Source organism: Streptomyces flavofungini, from assembly GCF_030388665.1.
In the GTDB taxonomy this organism is placed as follows: Bacteria; Actinomycetota; Actinomycetes; order Streptomycetales; family Streptomycetaceae; genus Streptomyces; species Streptomyces flavofungini_A.
On the sequence record NZ_CP128846.1, the window covers coordinates 7,554,170 to 7,573,325 of the forward strand.

General features: G+C 71.8%; 14 protein-coding genes and 1 pseudogene. 2 read left to right on the forward strand and 13 right to left on the reverse strand.

Translation table 11 applies throughout. The features are described from left to right. Nucleotides 1-63: 63 nt before the first annotated feature. From QUY26_RS32395 to QUY26_RS32455, 13 genes and pseudogenes are all read right to left on the reverse strand, one after another. Complete coding sequence (locus QUY26_RS32395) at nucleotides 64-756, reverse strand: hypothetical protein (RefSeq protein WP_289952961.1); 693 nt, start codon at nucleotides 754-756, stop codon at nucleotides 64-66. Nucleotides 757-828: 72 nt separating this feature from the next. Continuing rightward, nucleotides 829-2,583, reverse strand: a complete 1,755-nt coding sequence (locus QUY26_RS32400) for a S8 family peptidase (protein WP_289952963.1) — start codon at nucleotides 2,581-2,583, stop codon at nucleotides 829-831. 271 nt (nucleotides 2,584-2,854) lie between these two features. Continuing rightward, complete coding sequence (locus tag QUY26_RS32405) at nucleotides 2,855-4,033, reverse strand: PAC2 family protein (protein ID WP_289952965.1); 1,179 nt, start codon at nucleotides 4,031-4,033, stop codon at nucleotides 2,855-2,857. 129 nt (nucleotides 4,034-4,162) lie between these two features. Beyond that, complete coding sequence (locus QUY26_RS32410) at nucleotides 4,163-4,834, reverse strand: FadR/GntR family transcriptional regulator (RefSeq protein ID WP_289952967.1); 672 nt, start codon at nucleotides 4,832-4,834, stop codon at nucleotides 4,163-4,165. 237 nt (nucleotides 4,835-5,071) lie between these two features. Then, nucleotides 5,072-5,812 carry a ferredoxin reductase gene (locus QUY26_RS32415; RefSeq protein ID WP_289956236.1) on the reverse strand — a complete coding sequence of 247 codons (741 nt, stop codon included), beginning with the start codon at nucleotides 5,810-5,812 and terminating at the stop codon, nucleotides 5,072-5,074. Nucleotides 5,813-5,816: 4 nt separating this feature from the next. Further along, the gene (locus QUY26_RS32420) at nucleotides 5,817-6,497 is read right to left on the reverse strand and encodes a sulfite oxidase-like oxidoreductase (RefSeq protein WP_289952969.1); all 681 of its coding nucleotides are present in this window, start codon (nucleotides 6,495-6,497) and stop codon (nucleotides 5,817-5,819) included. After that, nucleotides 6,494-7,849, reverse strand: coding sequence for an amidohydrolase (locus QUY26_RS32425; RefSeq protein ID WP_289952970.1), 1,356 nt, complete (start codon nucleotides 7,847-7,849; stop codon nucleotides 6,494-6,496). Before QUY26_RS32425 ends, QUY26_RS32420 begins: the two co-directional genes overlap by 4 nt. Nucleotides 7,850-7,957: 108 nt before the next feature. After that, the gene (locus QUY26_RS32430; RefSeq protein WP_289952971.1) at nucleotides 7,958-8,761 is read right to left on the reverse strand and encodes a phosphorylase family protein; all 804 of its coding nucleotides are present in this window, start codon (nucleotides 8,759-8,761) and stop codon (nucleotides 7,958-7,960) included. 127 nt (nucleotides 8,762-8,888) lie between these two features. Next, nucleotides 8,889-9,113 (reverse strand): annotated as a pseudogene (locus QUY26_RS32435) (LLM class flavin-dependent oxidoreductase); the annotation flags it as partial. Nucleotides 9,114-9,215: 102 nt separating this feature from the next. Further along, entirely contained in the window at nucleotides 9,216-10,835 is a 1,620-nt protein-coding gene (locus tag QUY26_RS32440) for a glycerol-3-phosphate dehydrogenase/oxidase (RefSeq protein ID WP_289952973.1), read from the reverse strand. A 37-nt stretch (nucleotides 10,836-10,872) separates the two neighbouring features. Further along, nucleotides 10,873-12,414, reverse strand: a complete 1,542-nt coding sequence (gene glpK, locus QUY26_RS32445; RefSeq protein WP_289952975.1) for a glycerol kinase GlpK — start codon at nucleotides 12,412-12,414, stop codon at nucleotides 10,873-10,875. 49 nt (nucleotides 12,415-12,463) lie between these two features. After that, nucleotides 12,464-13,249, reverse strand: a complete 786-nt coding sequence (locus tag QUY26_RS32450; RefSeq protein ID WP_289952977.1) for an MIP/aquaporin family protein — start codon at nucleotides 13,247-13,249, stop codon at nucleotides 12,464-12,466. Between the two features lie 275 nt (nucleotides 13,250-13,524). After that, nucleotides 13,525-14,289, reverse strand: a complete 765-nt coding sequence (locus QUY26_RS32455; protein ID WP_289952979.1) for an IclR family transcriptional regulator — start codon at nucleotides 14,287-14,289, stop codon at nucleotides 13,525-13,527. A gap of 290 nt (nucleotides 14,290-14,579) precedes the next feature. On the opposite strand from QUY26_RS32455, the gene metH reads away from it, so the two are divergent. Together metH and QUY26_RS32465 are read left to right on the forward strand one after the other, a co-directional pair. Further along, on the forward strand, nucleotides 14,580-18,128 hold the full coding sequence (metH, locus tag QUY26_RS32460; RefSeq protein WP_289952981.1) for a methionine synthase: 3,549 nt from the start codon (nucleotides 14,580-14,582) through the stop codon (nucleotides 18,126-18,128). 248 nt (nucleotides 18,129-18,376) lie between these two features. After that, nucleotides 18,377-19,072, forward strand: coding sequence for an HAD family hydrolase (locus QUY26_RS32465; protein WP_289952985.1), 696 nt, complete (start codon nucleotides 18,377-18,379; stop codon nucleotides 19,070-19,072). The last annotated feature ends 84 nt before the right edge of the window (nucleotides 19,073-19,156 follow it).

A 19,156-nucleotide genomic window follows, 5' to 3' on the forward strand; every position in this document is an offset into this window, starting at 1 on the left:
TACCCGAGCGGCGCCGGACGGGTAGCCTCCGTCCGGCGCCGCGGTCCCGTCACCGGGTGTGGATCACCGGGTGATCACGATCGCGAGCAGCAGCCCGGGGTTGTTCGTGTCGTAGTAGCCGATCACCGGCTGCCCGTACGCGAAGGCTTCCTGGACCTGGTCGCGGGTGCGGTCGTCGGGGTTCACGTAGACGCGCCACTCGCCGTCCACGTGCAGGTACAGCAGTGAGGCCTGGCCCGGGAGCGGCTGGACGACGTCCCAGAAGCTCTGGGCGACGGCACCCGCGAGGGCCTGCGTCGAGATCGCGGGCGCCTGCGCCTGCGGGACCTGCTGCTGGCCGAGCTGCTGCAGCAGTTGCTGGAACGGCTGCTGCTGGCCGAGCTGTTGCATCTGCTGGCGCAGGTGCTGCGGGATCTGCTGCTGCATCTGCTGGGGGAACTGCTGCTGGCCGGGGATCTGCTGCCCGTACTGGCGCTGCTGGCCGATCTGGCCCTGCTGGCCGATCTGACCCTGCTGACCGATCTGGCCCTGCTGGCCGATCTGACCGATCTGGCCGGGCTGCGGCGGCGCGGTGCTCGGGCCCTGCTGGCCGTGCTGCTGCTGGCCGTACTGCTGGCCGTACTGCTGGCCGAACGGCTGCTGCTGGCCGAGCTGTTCGGGGCCGTAGCTCTGCTGCCCCTGCTGCCCGAACTGCTGTGGGCCGTACTGCTGGCCCTGCTGCTGGCCCAGTTGACTCATTTGCGGGATGGTGCTCATGCGGGTGTCACCTTCCGTCAATGGTCGGTCCGTTGATGTGGTGCGGTGGTGCTTCTCGTCGCGTGCCGCGGTTCAGCCGGTGACGACCAGGCCGACGACCTCGTCGTCCGAGAACCAGACACGCACGTCCGGTGATTCCCCGGCGAAGGCGGAGTGCACCGCCTGGCGGGTCTCGGGGGAGGGGTTGTTCAGGTTCCGCCACTGCCCGGCCACGAAGAGCCTGAGGCGCGGCGGGAGTTCGGGCGGATACGGGATCAGCTCGTCCCAGTAGCGCTCGGCGAGGCCGGAGCCCACCCTCGCGGGAAGCAGCTTGGTGACCGCCGCCTTGATGTCGGGGCGGTTGCCGATCCGCTGGGACGCCGGGCGGCCGGGCCCGTCCTGCTGCGGCGACCCGGTGGCCCGCAGCACGGCGCGTGCGCGGGCGGACGTCATCGGTTGCTGGTCCGCAGCCTTGAGGACGCCCTGGAGCGCGGCGACGGCGCCGACGACGATCGGGGACGCCGACGAGGTGCCGGAGAACGTGTCCGTGTACCAGGCGATCTCGTCCACGCCGCCCTGGAGGTCGCCCGGCTGGTTCCAGAAGCCGCCGGTCGTCGTGGTCTCACGGCCCCAGCCCTGCGCGTCCAGGCGCGCGCCGTAGTTGGAGAACCCCAGGCGCGAGCGGTCCGGGCCGTGGTCACGGCCGTGCGTGCCGGGGGGCGGCGCGCCCGCGCCGACCAGGACGGCCTCGGACGAGGGGTTGGACGGGTTGAAGGGGTTGCGCCACCAGGACGGGAACTCGTCCGGACGCCGCTCGTACACCGCGTCGTCCAGGGACTCCGCGCCGTTGCCCGCCGCGCCGACGACGACGATGCCCTTGGCCGTGGCGTAGCGGACCGCGGCGAAGTCGTCCGGCCACCACTCGATGGCGATGTAGCCCTTCTGGTCGTCGCGGGCCTCGAAGTCGAACTTCGGGCCCGGGCGGTGCAGTTCTATGAGGATGATGTCGCCCGGCGCGAGCCGGTCCGCCGCGGCGTGGATCGTCGCCGCCGTGCCCGCCGGGGTGAACGAGGCGACCGCGGTCACGGCGTCCGGCACGATGCCGGTGACACCGATGGCGTTGCGGTCGGCGCCGATGACACCGATCACGGCCGTGCCGTGGTTGCGCCAGGCAAGGTCCTGGATGGGGGTGCCGATCACCACGCCCGCGAGCTTCGCCGACAGGTCCTCGTGGCTCAGCTGCCAGGCGCCCTCGATGTCGATGACGGTCACCCCGTCACCGCCGCCGCCCAGGCGCTGCCAGGCCCAGTACGCGTCGACGCCCTCCGGCGCGGGGCGCAGATAGCCCTGGCGGCCGCTGAAGTCCGGCGTCGCCGGCATCCCCTCCTTGCGGCGCCGCTCCTCGTCCGGCTCGCTCGCGCCGACCTGCTGCCCGACGGGCCCGAGCGCGGCCGGCACGGCGCCCGGCTTCACGTACGCCGTCTCGATCCCGGGCAGCGCCGCCATCCGCGCGCGCAGCTCCTGGGCGCGATCCCCGCCCCCGCGCACCCGGTAGAACAGCGCCAGGTCGGGCACCTCGCCCTGGGCGTCGGGGGCCGCCGCCCGCAGCCGGTCCTCGCTGCCGAACAGCGGCTCCAGGGTGAGTTGTTCGTCGCTGAGGAACATGTTCAGGGCCGACACGTCGGAGCCCGACGCCGAGCGGACGCCCTGCTCCTGGGCACGCAGCCGGGCCTCCGGCCGGGCGACGACGATCAGTTCCGCATCGGCGGCCCGATACGTGAACCCCATTCCGTCGGGTCCGGGGCCACTGCCCCCGGGGTCGCTGCCCCGCTGCACCTGGTCGGTCATCGCTTCACCGCTCCCTTCGGTTACCGCGCCCCGCCTGCCTTCCGGTCGCCGCCTACCCTGCTACCGCCGGGCCCGCCCGTCCAGACCACTTTCACCCAACAGGGTTTGAAGGGAAGTTGAGTTGGGAACAGTGCGCATTTCATCAACAAACTCGTGTCACGTCCGATACCGGCCAAATGCGTGCGTGACGGCTGTGACCTCCTGGGCCGTGGGCAACGAGAAGGGGCGGCACCCACACGGGTGCCGCCCCTGGAACGTGCCGTCGACCGTCTCAGTCCTCGGAGGAATCCTCTGACGAGGAATCGTCTTCCTTGGCGCGGCCGGGCTTCTCGCGGCGGCCCTCGCTCCGCCCGCCGTCATCCGTGCCGCCGCCGGAGCCACTGGATTTCGTGGATTCGGCGGTGTCGGATTCCTGGCTTGACTCGGCCGGTTCGCCCTTGGCGTCCGCCGCGGGCTCCGGGCGCGGCTGCGGCTTCGGCGGCCGCGTGCGCTCGCTCGGCGTGTCCCGCAGGTACGCCGCCCCGTCGCCGCCGTCCGTGGCGTGCCCGCCGACCTGCCCGGTCCCGCCGACCTGCCCGGTCCCGGCGACGGGACCGGGGCCGGGGCCGCCGCCGTCGCGCCGCCGCAGATACCGCTCGAACTCCCGTGCGATGGCCTCGCCGGACGCCTCGGGCAGCTCCGCGGTGTCCCGTGCCTCCTCCAGGGACTGGACGTACTCGGCGACCTCGCTGTCCTCGGCGGCGAGCTGGTCGACGCCCAGCTGCCAGGCGCGCGCGTCCTCCGTCAGCTCACCGAGGGGGATCCTGAGGTCGATCAGGTCCTCCAGGCGGTTGAGGAGGGCGAGCGTCGCCTTCGGGTTCGGCGGCTGCGAGACGTAGTGCGGGACGGCCGCCCACAGGCTGACCGCGGGGACGCCCGCGTGCGTGCACGCCTCCTGGAGGATGCCGACGATGCCCGTCGGGCCCTCGTACTTGGTCTCCTCCAGGTCCATGGTGCGCGCCAGGTCCGGGTCGGACGTGACGCCGCTGACCGGGACCGGGCGGGTGTGCGGGGTGTCGCCGAGCAGCGCACCCATGATCACGACCAGCTCCACGCCCAGCTCGTGGGCGAAGCCGAGCAGCTCGTTGCAGAACGAACGCCAGCGCATGGACGGCTCTATGCCCCGCACCAGGACGAGGTCGCGCGGCTTGTCGCCGCCGACGCGGACCACCGAGAGCCGGGTCGTCGGCCACGTGATCTTGCGCACTCCGCCGTCCAGCCACACCGTGGGCCGGTTGACCTGGAAGTCGTAGTAGTCCTCGGCGTCCAGCGCCGCGAACACCTCGCCCTTCCACTCCTTGTCGAGATGCGCGACCGCGGTGGAGGCGGCGTCGCCGGCGTCGTTCCAGCCCTCGAACGCGGCCACCATGACCGGGTCGATCAGCTCGGGTACCCCCTCGAGCTCGATCACCCAGGCCTCCTTCCGACGTTCTCCTCTAAGTACGCCCCAACCTTACGGCGTCCCGCGGGGCCGTCCGCAGCCCCCCGACGGTGCCGAGTGCCGGATCACTGCCCAGGTCAATCGCCCCTCACGCATGACTCACAGAGTGGAGCGGAGCCACTGCTCCACGCTCGCGACGTGCACCGTGGCCCAGGACCTGGCCGCCTCGGCGTCCCGGTCGCGCAGCGCCGCGAGGATCGCCCGGTGTTCGTGCAGGGTGCGGCTGACCGCGTCCTCCTGGGTCAGACCGCGCCAGACGCGGGCCCGTGTGGTCGGCCCGGACAGGCCGTCGAGGAGGGAGCAGAGCACCGAGTTCCCGGACGACTGCACGATGCCGCGGTGGAACTCCAGGTCGCAGGCCACCAGCTCCTCCACGCTCGGCGCGGTGCCGAGCGCGTCCAACTGGGCGGTGAGCGTGTCCAGTTCGGCCTCGCTGATGCGGGTGGCGGCCATGGCCGTGGCGGCGGGCTCCAGGATCCGGCGCACGGCGAGGAATTCGAGGACGGTGTCGTCGCGGTGGAAGTCCACGACGAAGCTCAGCGCCTCCAGGAGCAACTGCGGGTCCAGGCTGGTGACGTACGTCCCGTCGCCCTGGCGCACGTCCAGGATGCGGATCAGGGAGAGCGCCCGCACCGCCTCGCGCAGCGAGTTGCGGGAGAGCCCGAGCTCCGCGGCCAGTTCGCTCTCCTTGGGCAGCCGGTCGCCGGGGCGCAGCGCGCCGGAGACGATCATGCCCTTGATCTTTTCGATGGCCTCGTCCGTGACAGCCATGGGGACCTCGCCTCGGTGTGCTCAGTGTGCGGACCAGTGGGGACAGACAGCGACGGACACCGACTGACGGCGTCAGGCAGCAACAGGCAGCGTCAGACGGCACCAGTCGCACCAGTCGCACCAGTCGCACCAGACGGCATCAGACCGCATCAGACGGCATCAGACAGAATGAGACTGAAAGAGACATCCGATGTATCAGCTCATTATGTCCTCTGCGGTCGCCGCTGAGCAGGGGGTTCAGCCGAAGCGTTCGATCCTGATCCGGTCCACCGGCTGGCCGCCGTCCACCAGGAGCCGCGAGGCGTGCTCGGCGAAGCCGTTGGACCCGCAGACGTACGCCTCCCAGCCGCCCTCGGGCTGCCCGGCGCCGAGGTACGGCGCCAAGTGCCCGGCGTGCAGGCGGCCTTCGGCGCGGGTGAGGACGGCCGTGGTCTCGTCGCCGTACTCGTCCGCGTAGATCAGGTCCGCGCGGGTGCGCGCCGAGACGATGAGCCGCAGGGGCACGGTCAGGCCCGCGCGGCGGTGGTGGCGGATCATCGACATCAGCGGTACGACGCCGGATCCCGCGCCGAGCAGCAGCGCGGGCCGGTCGCCGGGCCAGGCGAAGAATCCGGACAGCGGGCCGCGCACCTCCACCAGGTCGCCCACCTGGGCCACGGTGTGCAGGTGCCCGGACACCTCGCCGCCCGGCGCGTGGTCCAGGGTCAGCTCGATCTCGCCGCTGTCGTCGGGCGCGGAGGCCAGGGAGTAGTGGCGCTGGGCGACATAGCCGTCCGGCGCGGTGAGCCGCAGCATCAGGTGCTGGCCGGGCAGGTGGCCCTGCCAGTCGGGCACCTTGAGCCGGAACGTCGACGCGGCGGGCGTCTCCCGGCGGATCTGAGTGATCAGGGCCTGCTGCCAGACGGAGGCCGAGCGGCTGCTCACGGAGATGCGGCCGGGCACGGCGAACGCGGTCGGGGGGACGAAGGGGGTGTCCATGGGCTCAGTCACCGGCGTACCGCTCCTCGCGCCACGGGTCGCCCCGGTGGTGATAGCCGTTCTGCTCCCAGAAGCCGGGCTCGTCGTGGTCGAGGAGCCTGAGGCCCGCGATCCACTTGGCGCTCTTCCAGAAGTACAGGTGCGGGACGATCAGCCGGGCGGGCCCGCCGTGCTCCGGCGCCAGCGGCTCCCCGTCGTACTCCCAGACGATCCACGCTCGGCCGCCGGTCACGTCGGCGAGCGGCAGGTTGGCGGTGTAGCCGGTGTGGGAGTACGCGACGACGTGCGTGGCCGTGGCGGAAGGGCCGACTTCGGCGAGGAACGCGTCCAGGCTCACGCCGCCGAAGCGCACGCCGAACTTGGACCAGCTCGTCACGCAGTGGATGTCGCCCCGGTACTCCGACGCGGGCAGCGCGTGCGCCTCGTCCCAGGTCCAGGTGCGCGGCCGCGCGACCAGGCCGTCGACGCGGAACGTCCAGTCGGCGGCCGTGAGGCGCGGGGTCACCTCGGCGGACAGGACGGGCCAGCCGTCGCGGGCGTCGTACTGGCCCGGGGGCAGGCGCGGGTCGCGGTCGGCGGCGCGGGCGCGGCCGGTGAAGCCGCGGGTCGGTGCTGAGGCCGTGGCCGGTTCCGGGGCCGCGGCAGGCTGGGAGGTCAGGGACGGTTCGGAGGTCGTGTTCGTCATGGGCTGACGCTTCCGGTGAGGTGCTCGGTGGCCGTACGGGGGCGGGGCAGCGGGGTGGACGCCGCCTCCTGGAGGCCGCGCACGGCCTGGCGCTCGTCCAGGGTGAGCAGCGTCCGGTCGCGCATCAGGACGCGGCCGTCCACGACGGTGTCGCGCACGTCGGCGGGTCCGGCGGCGTACGCGAGGGTCGAGTACGGGTCGTGCCGCGGCGCCAGGTGCGGACGGTCCAGGTCGAGGACGATCAGGTCGGCGCGTTTGCCGGGCTCCAGGGACCCCAGCTGCGCGTCGAGACCGAGGGCCCGCGCGGACCCGATGGTCGCCATCCGCACGGCCTGCTCGGCGCCCACCGCCGTGGGGTCGCCGCCCGCCTTGTGCACGAGCGCCGCCATCCGCACGGCGCCGAGGACGTCGAGGGTGTTGGAGCTCACGGCGCCGTCCGTGCCCAGGCCCACCGTGACACCGGCCGCCGTCAGGTCGGGCACCCGGGCGATGCCGCAGCCCAGCTTCAAGTTGGAGACCGGGCAGTGGGCGACGGCCGTCCCCGTGCGGGCGAGGGCCGCGATCTCGGCGTCGGTCAGGTCGACGGCGTGCGCGAGGAGCGTGTCGGGGCCGAGTACGCCGAGCGAGTCGAGCAGTTCCACGGGGCGCATCCCGTGCTGCTGGGTGACCGTCGCCACTTCGGTGGCGTTCTCGGCGGCGTGCAGGTGAAGGAGCGCGCCGTGGGCGCGGGCCAGCTCGGCGATCGCGGTGAGCTGCTCGGGCACCAGGGTGTACGCGGAGTGCGCGAACAGCACGGGCCGGGTGCCCGGCGCCGGGACGCGGGCGGTCAGGTGCGCCTCGGCCCAGCCGAGCCGGTCCGCGTACGGGCGGCCGTCCGGCGGCTCCGGCACGTCCATGAACGTCGGCCCCGTGAGCAGCCGCCACCCGGCCGCGCGGGCCACCTCCTCGGCCGCCTCGTGGAACCAGTACATGTCGAGGGCGGCCGTCACCCCGCCGCGTACCGACTCCGCGATCGCCGCCCCGATGCCCGCCGCGACCGTCCGCGGCGACAGGAGCGCCGCCTCCCGCGGAATGACTCGCTCCAGGAAGCCCTGGAGGGTCACGTCGTCGGCGGTGCCCCGCAGCAGCGTCATCGCCAGGTGCGTATGCGTGTTGATGAGTCCCGGCAGCACCAGGCAGCCGCGCGCGTCGATTTCCTCCACCGCCGCGTACGCGGCCCGCAGCCGCGCGGCCGGGCCGACCTCGACGATCTCGCCGCCGCGCACGGCGACCGCGCCGTCGGCCACGACCGTGCCGGAGGCGTCGACGGTGAGGACGTCACCGCCGTGGACGAGGAGATCGATGGGAATCATGAGTTCCGTTCCGTGCGAAGGGACGCGGTGTGGAGTGCGGTGCGGGGGCTGTGTCGTGGGACCGGGAGGTCACGGCGTCGGCGGGGGTCCTGCCGACCGGGGCGTGGCCTACCGCCTTGTGGGCGATGTCTGCGCGGGCAGCCCGGCGTCCTCGGCGGCCAGCAGGCGCAGTGCGTCCAAGGTTATCCGGGCGGCGCGGGTGACTCCGTCGGCGACCACCGACCGGTGCGGGTCGTAGCCGCCGGTGGCCTCCTCGTCGACCAGTTCGTCGGCGTTCGCGCCGTCGACCACGAGCGCGCCGCCCGCCGTGAGGCCGCGCGTCGAGGCGAACACGTACAGCGCCGCGAGTTCCATCTCGATCGCCGCGATCCCGGCCCGCTCGTAGGCGTCGGCGGGCAGCGGCAGGAAGCCCGGCTGGAAGGCGGCCCTGGTCCACACCACGCCCCGGTGGTAGGGGGCCCCGGCGGCGCGGGCCGCCCGCTGGAGCGCGAGCACCGCCTCCGGCGCGGCGAACGCCGGGTACTCGGCCGGGATCAGCTGCTGCGTCACGCCGTCGTCGCGCACCGCCGCGTCCGCGACGACCAGGTCGCCGTCGCCGATGCCGGGCCGGATCGCGCCCGCCGTCCCCAGCCGGATGAAATGCGTCACACCTGCCGCGGCCAGCTCCTGGAACAGGAGCAGTGCGCCCGGGGCGCCCACGCCGTGCGAGGACACGACGACCGGCAGGTGCTGCCAGGTGCCGGTGTACGTGCGGTATTCGCGGTGGTACGAGATCTCCTTGGCGTCGGCGAGGAGTTCGGCGACCGCCGTGGCGCGGGCGGGGTCGCCGACGACGACAGCGTGCGCCGGGAGGCCCGTGCGGGGGATGCCCGAGATGGGCTGGGTGGCTTCTTCGTGGGCGCGTGTGGACATCCGGGGGCTCCTCAGGGGGGCTTGGGGTGGTGCGGGTGGTGGGTGCCGGCCTGGTTGATCCTCGCAGGGCGCCCCGGTCCCGCCCCGTTCCGAAACCGGGGGCTGCGCCCCCGCGAGGGCACCACGCTCACCCCCACAACCCCGTGGGCGCCTCCCTCCGCACCACCGGTGCGACCTCCTCCGCGAACCGCTGCAACGTCTCGACCTGCTCGCCCCGCGAGAGCCCGAAGCCGTCCACGGATAGGGACTGCAGATCGTGCCCGTACACCTCGTGCCACCCGAGGATCTTGTCGATGATCTGCTGCGGCGAGCCGATGAGCTGCGGCCCGGCGGCGACGGCGTGCTCGATGGTTGCCGCATGGCGCGTGCCCAGGGCGGCGGCATGGCGCGTGCCCAGGGCACGCGTAAGGGGCGGCCTCCAGGGAGGCCGCCCCTTACCCACGTCAGACGGACGTCAGCTCTTCTTGCTCAGCAGGTCCTCGACCTTGCTGCGGATCTCGTCCGTGGCAAGGCCCCGGATCGTCAGCGTCGTACGGCGACGCAGCACGTCGTCGGCCGTCTCGGCCCACTCGTTGTCACGGGCGTACACGACCTGCGCCCAGATCTCCGGCGCGTCGGGGTGCACGCGCTCGGCCAGCTCCGGGTTCTCGTTCGCCAGGCGGGCGATGTCGAAGGACAGGGAGCCGTAGTGCGTGGCCAGGTGCCGCGCGGTGTCGGGCGCCATGCGCGGGCCGGGCGCGGGGCCGTCGACCAGGAGGCGGTGGGCTACCGCGCGCGGGTTGGCGATACCGGGCAGCGGCAGCTTCTTCGGCAGCTCGGAGATCGGCTCGTAGTCGTCGCCCAGCGGGTGGCCCGGCAGCGACTCCAGCTTCTTCATGACCGTACGGCCGATGTGGCGGAACGTCGTCCACTTGCCGCCCGCGACCGACAGCATGCCGCCGCGGCCTTCGGTGACGACCGTCTCGCGCTTGGCCTTGGAGGTGTCGCCGGGACCGCCGGGCAGCACCCGCAGACCCGCGAAGGAGTACGTGATCAGATCACGGGACAGCTGCTGGTCGCGGATGGAGAACGCGGCCTCGTCCAGGATCTGCGCGGTGTCGGACTCGGTGACGCGCACGTCCGCCGGGTCGCCCTCGAACTCCTCGTCGGTGGTGCCGAGCAGCAGCATGTCCTCCCAGGGCAGGGCGAACGTGATGCGGTACTTGTCGATCGGCGTGGCCAGCGCGGCCTTCCAGGGAGCGGTGCGCTTGAGGACCAGGTGCGCGCCCTTGGACAGGCGGATGGAGGGGGCCGCGTCCGGGTTCTCCATCTTGCGCAGGTGGTCGACCCAGGGGCCGGTCGCGTTCAGGACCAGGCGGGCGTTGACGCCGAACTCCTCGCCGTCCACGCGGTCCTTGAGGTCGGCGCCGGTGACCCGGCCGCCGGTGAAGCGCAGGCCGGTGACCTCGGCGTGGTTGAGGACGGCGGCGCCGGCCTCGGCGGCGGCGCGGACCGTCATCAGGGCCATGCGCGCGTCGTTCATCTGGTCGTCGCCGTACACGGCCACGGCCTTCAGGTTGTCCGTGCGCAGCTCCGGCACGTCCTGCGCCGCCTTGGCGGGGGAGAGCAGGTGGCCGACGCCGTCGCCGAACGCGGAGAGCGCCGAGTAGGCGAAGACGCCCGCGCCGAGCTTGGCGGCGCCGTGCGGGCCGCCCTTGTAGACCGGCAGGTAGAAGGTGAGCGGGTTGGCGAGGTGCGGTGCCACCTGACGTGACACCGCACGCCGCTCGAAGTGGTTCTCCGCGACCAGCTTCACCGCGCCGGTCTGCAGGTAGCGCAGACCGCCGTGGAGGAGCTTGGAGGAGGCGGAGGAGGTGGCGCCGGCGAAGTCGCCGGCGTCCACCAGGGCCACCCTGAGACCCGACTGCGCGGCGTGCCAGGCGGTGGAGATGCCCAGGATGCCGCCGCCGATCACCAGGAGGTCGTAGGACGCCTTGGACAGACGTTCCCGGGTCTCGGCGCGGCTCGGCGCGCTGCCGGCGGCCGGAGGCGTGCCGAGAGCCGGAAGGGCGGGGCCGCTCTGCAGGGTGGTCATGGTTGCTTAACTCCTCGTCAGCTGAGCTGAGTGCGGTTCAGCTCTCGTCGTCCTCGAGCCAGCCCATGGTCCGCTCGACGGCCTTGAGCCAGTTCTTGTACTCACGGTCGCGGATGTCCGCGTCCATGCGGGGGGTCCACTCCGCGGCCCGGCGCCAGTTGGCGCGCAGGTCGTCGGTGGAGGACCAGAAGCCGACGGCGAGACCGGCGGCATAGGCGGCGCCGAGGCAGGTCGTCTCGGCCACCATGGGGCGCACCACCGGCGCGTCCAGGAAGTCCGAGAGGGTCTGCATCAGCAGGTTGTTGGAGGTCATGCCGCCGTCGACCTTGAGGGCCGCGAGCTCGACGCCGGAGTCCTTCGTCATGGCGTCGGTGATCTCGCGGGTCTGCCAGGCGGTGGCCTCCAGAACGGCGCGCGCGATGTGCGCCTTGGTGACGTACCGGGTCAGACCGGCGATCACACCGCGGGCGTCGGAACGCCAGTACGGGGCGAACAGGCCCGAGAAGGCCGGTACGAAGTACGCGCCGCCGTTGTCGTCGACCGAGGACGCCAGGGTCTCGATCTCGGCGGCGGAGTTGATCAGGCCCATCTGGTCGCGCATCCACTGCACGAGCGAGCCGGTGACGGCGATGGAGCCCTCGAGGGCGTAGACCGGCTTCTGCTCGCCGATCTGGTAGCCCACGGTGGTGAGCAGTCCGGAGTACGAGTTGATGGCCTTCTCGCCGGTGTTCATCAGCATGAAGGTGCCGGTGCCGTACGTGGACTTGGCCTCGCCCTCCTCGAAGCAGGTCTGGCCGAACAGGGCCGCCTGCTGGTCGCCGAGGGCGGAGGCGACCGGGACGCCGCCCAGGATGTCGCCGAGCTTGCCGCCGGTGACCTCGCCGTAGACCTCGGCGGAGGAGCGGATCTCGGGGAGGATCCGGGTCGGCACGCCGATGGACTCGGCGATGCGCTCGTCCCACTCCATGGTGTGCAGGTTCATCAGCATGGTGCGCGAGGCGTTGGTGACGTCGGTGACGTGCTTGCCGCCGTTCACCCCGCCCGTCAGGTTCCAGATGACCCAGGAGTCCATGGTGCCGAAGAGGATGTCGCCCGCCTCGGCGCGCTCGCGCAGGCCGTCGACGTTGTCGAGCAGCCAGCGGGCCTTGGGGCCGGCGAAGTAGGAGGCGAGCGGCAGGCCCGTCTCGCGCCGGAAGCGGTCCTGGCCGACGTTGCGGCCGAGCTCCTTGCAGAGGGCGTCGGTGCGGGTGTCCTGCCAGACGATGGCGTTGTACACCGGCTCACCGGTGTTCTTGTCCCACAGCAGCGTGGTCTCACGCTGGTTGGTGATGCCGATGGCCTTGATGTCGGCGCTGGTGATGCCCGCCTTGGAGATGGCTCCGGCGACGACTTCCTCGACGTTGGTCCAGATCTCGGTGGCGTTGTGCTCGACCCAGCCCGGCTTCGGGAAGATCTGCTCGTGCTCCTTCTGGTCGACGGAGACGATGCGCCCGTCGCGGTCGAAGACGATGCAGCGGCTGGACGTGGTGCCCTGGTCGATGGCGGCGATGAAGGGGCCGGCGGTGTGTGCGTCGGTCACGGTCTGCTCCTGAAAGTCCGTCGGGTTCTCGGCGTGGTCGGCTGGTCGCTCAGAACAGCTTGAAGATGTATGCGGCGAGGGCGCCGCCGATCAGCGGTCCGACGACGGGAATCCACGCGTACGACCAGTCGGAGCCACCCTTGTTGGGGAGCGGCAGCAGCGAGTGGACGACGCGGGGGCCGAGGTCACGGACCGGGTTGATGGCGTAGCCCGTGGGCCCGCCGAGCGAGAGGCCGATGCCGACCACGACGAGCGCGGTGATCAGGGCGCCGAGGACGCCGAGGCCGTTGCCGCCGTCGTTGAGGCCCTGGGTGAGGATCGCCAGGACGAGCACGGTCGTGGCGATGATCTCGGTGACCAGGTTCTGGGCGACGTTGCGGATCTCCGGACCGGTGGAGAAGATGCCGAGCACGGGGCCGGCCTTGGGCGCGGCCTTCAGGTCGACCATGCCCTCGTCGCCGGACTTGGCGTTGATGATCTCCGGGTCCGTGAGGTGGGCCTGGAACTGGCCGTAGTACGTGGCCCACACGAGCACCGCACCGATCATGGCGCCGAGCAGCTGCGAGCCGAGGTAGATCGGCACGTCGCTCCACTTGGTGCCACCGTCCACGGCCAGGCCGATGGTGACCGCCGGGTTGAGGTGCGCGCCGGAGACGCCGCCCGCGAGGTACGCGCCGGTCAGCACGGCGAAGCCCCAGCCGAACGTGATCGCGAGCCAGCCCGCGTCCTTGGCCTTCGAGCGCTTGAGCGTGACAGCGGCGCACACGCCACCGCCGAGCAGGATGAGCACGGCGGTACCGATGGTCTCGCCGATGAAGATGTCGGAGCTGGACACCCGCGACTCCTTTGTCCTTCGTCCAGGGAAAGGCGAACCCCGGGTCCCTCCGGTGGTCCGCGCCCTCAGGTGAGGGCGTTGCCGGCCCTGGCTTGCCCCACTGTAACGCGTAATGCCGTTAGGTGTTCGACAATGCCGACCGGTGGACGCGAGTCTGGCCGCGGGGTTACCAGCACGTCAAGACTTCTGTAATTGAAAACACGATCGTTATTGATCGTTCTGGGTTATCGCCGCCGCCGCAACCAGAAGGGCCGCGTCCGACGAGAGGGCCCAGGTCAGAAGCGGCTCGCGCCCAGATCGCGGGAGACGGCCCGCGCGCAGTCCCGGACGGCGGCGACCAGCTCGGGCCGCATCTCGCCCGCGGGGCACACCCGCTCCACGGCCCCCGTGATCCCCACCGCCCCCACCGGCATCCGCCGCCGGTCGTGGATGGGCGCGGCCACGGACGCGATCCCCTCCCAGGTCTCCTCCACGTCGGCCGCGTAGCCCCGCGCGCGCGTGAGGTCGAGGACGCCCTCGAACGCCTCCGCCGCGCTCACCGTGTGCGCCGTGAACGACTCCCGGTCGGCCTCCAGGGCCTCGCTGTGCGCCACCGGGTCGTAGGCCGCGAGCACCTTGCCGAGCGCCGTGGAGTGCAGTGGCTGCATGGCGCCCACCTCCAGGACCTGGCGGCTGTCGTCGGGCCGGAAGACGTGGTGCACGATCAGCACGCCCTGCTGGTGCAGGACGCCCAGATACACGCTCTCGCCGCTGGAGCGGGCCAGGTCGTCGGTCCACACGAGGGCGCGGGCGCGCAGCTCGTGCACGTCCAGATAGCTGTTGCCGAGCCGCAGCAGCTCCGCGCCCAGCTGGTAGCGGCCCGAGGTCGCGTCCTGCTCGACGAAGCCCTCCTGCTGGAGGGTGCGCAGAATGCCGTGGGCCGTACCCTTGGCGAGCCCGAGGGCGGAGGCGATGTCCGAGAGGCCCAGTCGGCGCTCGCCGCCCGCGAGCAGGCGCAGCATCGCGGCGGCCCGCTCGAGCGACTGGATGTTCCGTGCCATCGCAGCCCTGTCCTCCATCCCGTGCCGCGCACGCAGTCCGCAGCGACCTCAAGAACGCATTCACCGTTCGACAATGCTGAACACTATCGGTCGTTGCCGACCTGTGGCTAAGGGTGCGCACACGGCGTTTTCGCCGGACGGGGCCGGGCGAACACTTCCAGCCAGGTGGCGGACGGGTCCGCCCGCTGGGACGCTCTCACGCCCGGACCGGGGTCCCGGCTACCCTGGCCGGGTGCGGGTCCCCAAGGAACCGCAAAGCCGACAGCCGTCGCACTCCAGGGAGCTCATTCATGGCCTCGTCGCCGACCCCCTCATCCGCTTCCGCGGTGGACACCTCCGCCGGGAACCGGGCCGACGCCCTCCGCGAAGCACTGGCGACCCGCGTGGTGGTCGCCGACGGCGCGATGGGCACCATGCTGCAGGCACAGGACCCGAGCCTCGAGGACTTCCAGAACCTCGAGGGCTGCAACGAGATCCTGAACATCACGCGCCCCGACATCGTCGCCTCCGTCCACCGCGAGTACTTCGCCGCGGGCGTCGACTGCGTCGAGACCAACACCTTCGGCGCGAACCACGCGGCGCTCGGCGAGTACGACATCCCCGAGCGCGTCTTCGAGCTCTCCGAGTCCGGCGCCCGCATCGCCCGCGAGGTCGCCGACGAGTTCACCGCCTCCACCGGTCAGCAGCGCTGGGTGCTCGGCTCCATGGGCCCCGGCACCAAGCTGCCCACCCTCGGCCACGCCCCGTACACCCTGCTGCGCGACGCCTACCAGCAGAACGCCGAGGGCATGATCGCGGGCGGCGCCGACGCGCTCCTGGTGGAGACCACCCAGGACCTGCTGCAGACCAAGGCCGCCCTCCTCGGCGCCCGCCGTGCCCTGGACGCCACCGGCGCCACCGTGCCGGTGATCTGCTCCGTCACCGTCGAGACCACCGGCACCATGCTGCTCGGCTCCGAGATCGGGGCCGCGCTGACCGCCCTCGAGCCGCTGGGCATCGACATGATCGGCCTGAACTGCGCGACCGGCCCGGCCGAGATGAGCGAGCACCTGCGCTACCTCGCCCGGCACTCCCGCGTCCCGATCCTGTGCATGCCCAACGCCGGCCTGCCCGTCCTCGGCAAGGACGGCGCGCACTACCCGCTGACGCCCCCCGAGCTCGCCGACGCCCAGGAGACCTTCGTCCGCGAGTACGGCCTGTCCCTGGTCGGAGGCTGCTGCGGCACCACCCCCGAGCACCTGCGCCAGGTCGTCGAGCGCGTCCGCGGCCTGACCCCGACCGCGCGCGACCCGCGCCCCGAGCCCGGCGCCGCCTCGCTCTACCAGACCGTGCCGTTCCGCCAGGACACCTCGTACATGGCGATCGGCGAGCGCACCAACGCCAACGGCTCGAAGAAGTTCCGCGAAGCCATGCTGGACGCCCGCTGGGACGACTGCGTGGAGATGGCCCGCGACCAGATCCGCGAGGGCGCCCACATGCTCGACCTGTGCGTCGACTACGTCGGCCGGGACGGCGTCGCCGACATGCGGGAGCTCGCCGGGCGCTTCGCCACCGCCTCCACACTGCCCATCGTCCTCGACTCCACCGAGGTGCCCGTCATCCAGGCGGGCCTGGAGAAGCTGGGCGGCCGCGCCGTCATCAACTCCGTCAACTACGAGGACGGCGACGGCCCCGACTCCCGGTTCGCGAAGGTCACCGCGCTCGCCCAGGAGCACGGCGCCGCCCTGATCGCCCTCACCATCGACGAGGAGGGCCAGGCCCGCACCGTCGAGAAGAAGGTCGCCATCGCCGAGCGCCTCATCGAGGACCTGACGACCAACTGGGGCATCCGCGAGTCCGACATCCTCATCGACACCCTGACCTTCACCATCTGCACCGGTCAGGAGGAGTCCCGGGGCGACGGCATCGCCACCATCGAGGCCATCCGCGAGCTGAAGAAGCGCCACCCCGACGTCCAGACCACCCTCGGCCTCTCCAACATCTCCTTCGGCCTCAACCCGGCCGCGCGTGTGGTCCTCAACTCCGTCTTCCTCGACGAGTGCGTCAAGGCGGGCCTCGACTCCGCGATCGTGCACGCCTCGAAGATCCTGCCGATCGCCCGCCTCGACGAGGAGCAGGTCGCGGTCGCCCTCGACCTGATCTACGACCGCCGCCGCCCCCAGCAGGGCGACGAGCCCGCCTACGACCCCCTGCAGCGGCTCATGGAGCTGTTCGAGGGCGTCAACATGAAGTCGATGAAGGCGGGCAAGGCCGAGGAACTCCTCGCCCTGCCGCTGGAGGAGCGGCTGCGGCGCCGCATCATCGACGGCGAGAAGAACGGCCTCGAGGCCGACCTGGACGCGGCGCTCGTCGACCGGCCCGCCCTGGACATCGTCAACGACACGCTCCTGGAGGGCATGAAGGTCGTCGGCGAGCTGTTCGGCTCCGGCCAGATGCAACTGCCGTTCGTGCTCCAGTCCGCCGAGGTCATGAAGTCCGCGGTGGCCCACCTGGAGCCGCACATGGAGAAGTCCGACGCCGAGGGCAAGGGCACCATCGTGCTCGCCACCGTGCGCGGCGACGTCCACGACATCGGCAAGAACCTCGTCGACATCATCCTGTCCAACAACGGCTACAACGTCGTCAACCTGGGCATCAAGCAGCCCGTCGCCGCGATCCTCGACGCCGCCCAGGAACACCGCGCCGACGTCATCGGCATGTCCGGGCTCCTGGTCAAGTCGACCGTGATCATGAAGGAGAACCTGGAGGAGCTGAACCAGCGCCAGATGGCCGCCGACTACCCGGTCATCCTCGGCGGCGCCGCGCTCACCCGGGCCTACGTCGAACAGGACCTGCACGAGATCTACGAGGGCGAAGTCCGCTACGCCCGCGACGCCTTCGAGGGCCTGCGCCTGATGGACGCCCTCATCGCCGTCAAGCGCGGCGTGCCCGGCGCCACCCTGCCCGAGCTCAAGCAGCGCCGCGTCCCCAAGCGCGACACGCCCGCCGTCGAGGTCAAGGAGCCCGAGGGCCCCGCCCGCTCCGACGTCGCCACCGACAACCCGGTGCCGACGCCCCCGTTCCGCGGCACCCGCGTCATCAAGGGCATCCAGCTCAAGGAGTACGCCTCCTGGCTGGACGAGGGCGCGCTCTTCAAGGGCCAGTGGGGCCTGAAGCAGGCCCGCGCCGGCGACGGACCGACGTACGAGGAACTGGTCGAGACCGAGGGCCGCCCGCGCCTGCGCGGCCTCCTCGACGAACTCCAGACCAAGAACCTCCTCGAAGCCGCCGTCGTCTACGGCTACTTCCCGTGCGTCTCCAAGGGCGACGACCTGATCATCCTGGACGACCAGGGCAACGAGCGCACCCGCTTCTCCTTCCCGCGCCAGCGCCGCGGCCGCCGCCTGTGCCTCGCCGACTTCTTCCGCCCCGAGGAGTCCGGCGAGACCGACGTGGTCGGCCTCCAGGTCGTCACCGTCGGCTCGAGGATCGGCGAAGCCACCGCCGAGCTGTTCGCCGCCAACGCCTACCGCGACTACCTGGAGCTGCACGGCCTGTCCGTGCAACTGGCCGAGGCCCTGGCCGAGTACTGGCACGCCCGTGTCCGCGCCGAACTGGGCTTCGGCGGCGAGGACCCGGCCGACGTCGAGGACATGTTCGCGCTCAAGTACCGCGGCGCCCGCTTCTCCCTCGGCTACGGCGCCTGCCCCGACCTGGAGGACCGCGCCAAGATCGCCGAACTCCTGCAGCCGGAGCGGATCGGCGTGGAACTCTCGGAGGAGTTCCAACTCCACCCCGAGCAGTCGACGGACGCGATCGTGATCCACCACCCGGAGGCGAAGTACTTCAACGCGCGGTAAGGAGTCCTCAGCCGACCGGGCGGCGAACCAGCCTGCGGACGGGTGGGAATCAAGCGCGTCCGGCGCTTGAGGGCGAGGCGCGATGCGCCGATGAGCGGGGGCAAGGGGGCGCGGCCCCCCTAGGGCGCCCGCCCCCCCGCAATATCGCAGCGCGAGTTCGGCGCCGGGAACGTACACTGGTCGGTCCAGCTCTCAGGCCGGTCCCCCTTGGGGGACCGGCCTTCTCGTCCCTCATGGAGGTGTGCCCGATGACCAGTACGGTTCCCGCCCTCGGTACCCGAACGGCCGAAGGATCCGCTCTGCAGGCCGTCCTCCTGGACATGGACGGAACCCTCGTCGACACCGAGGGCTTCTGGTGGGACGCCGAGGTGGAGGTCTTCGCGAGACTCGGGCACACCCTCGACGAGGCCTGGCGCGACGTCGTCGTGGGCGGCCCCATGACCCGCAGCGCCGGCTTCCTCATCGAGGCCACCGGCGCCGACATCACCCTCGCCGAGCTGACCGTGCTGCTCAACGACGGCTTCGAGGACCGCATCAGCCGCTCCCTGCCGCTGATGCCGGGCGCCGCCGGACTCCTCGCCGAGCTCGCCGCGCACGACGTGCCGACGGCGCTCGTCTCGGCCTCGCACCGGCGCATCATCGACCGGATCCTCGGCTCCATCGGCACCCACCACTTCCGCCTGACCGTGGCGGGCGACGAGGTGGAGCGCACCAAGCCGCACCCCGACCCCTATCTGATCGCCGCCGCCGGCCTCGGCGCCGAACCGGGCCGCTGCGCCGTCATCGAGGACACCGCGACCGGCGTGGCCGCCGCCGAGGCCGCGGGCTGCCGCGTCGTGGCCGTACCGTCCGTCGCGCCGATCGCGCCCGCCGCGGGCCGCACCGTCGTGCCCTCCCTCGAACAGGTCGACCTGCGGTTCCTGCACGGCCTGATGAGCCTGTGAGAAGAGTGCCCGAACGGGCATGGCAGCCGGTGAACCAGCCTCGGGTGGCTGAAATGCCCGGGGCACACAGCCAGTTGAAAGTGT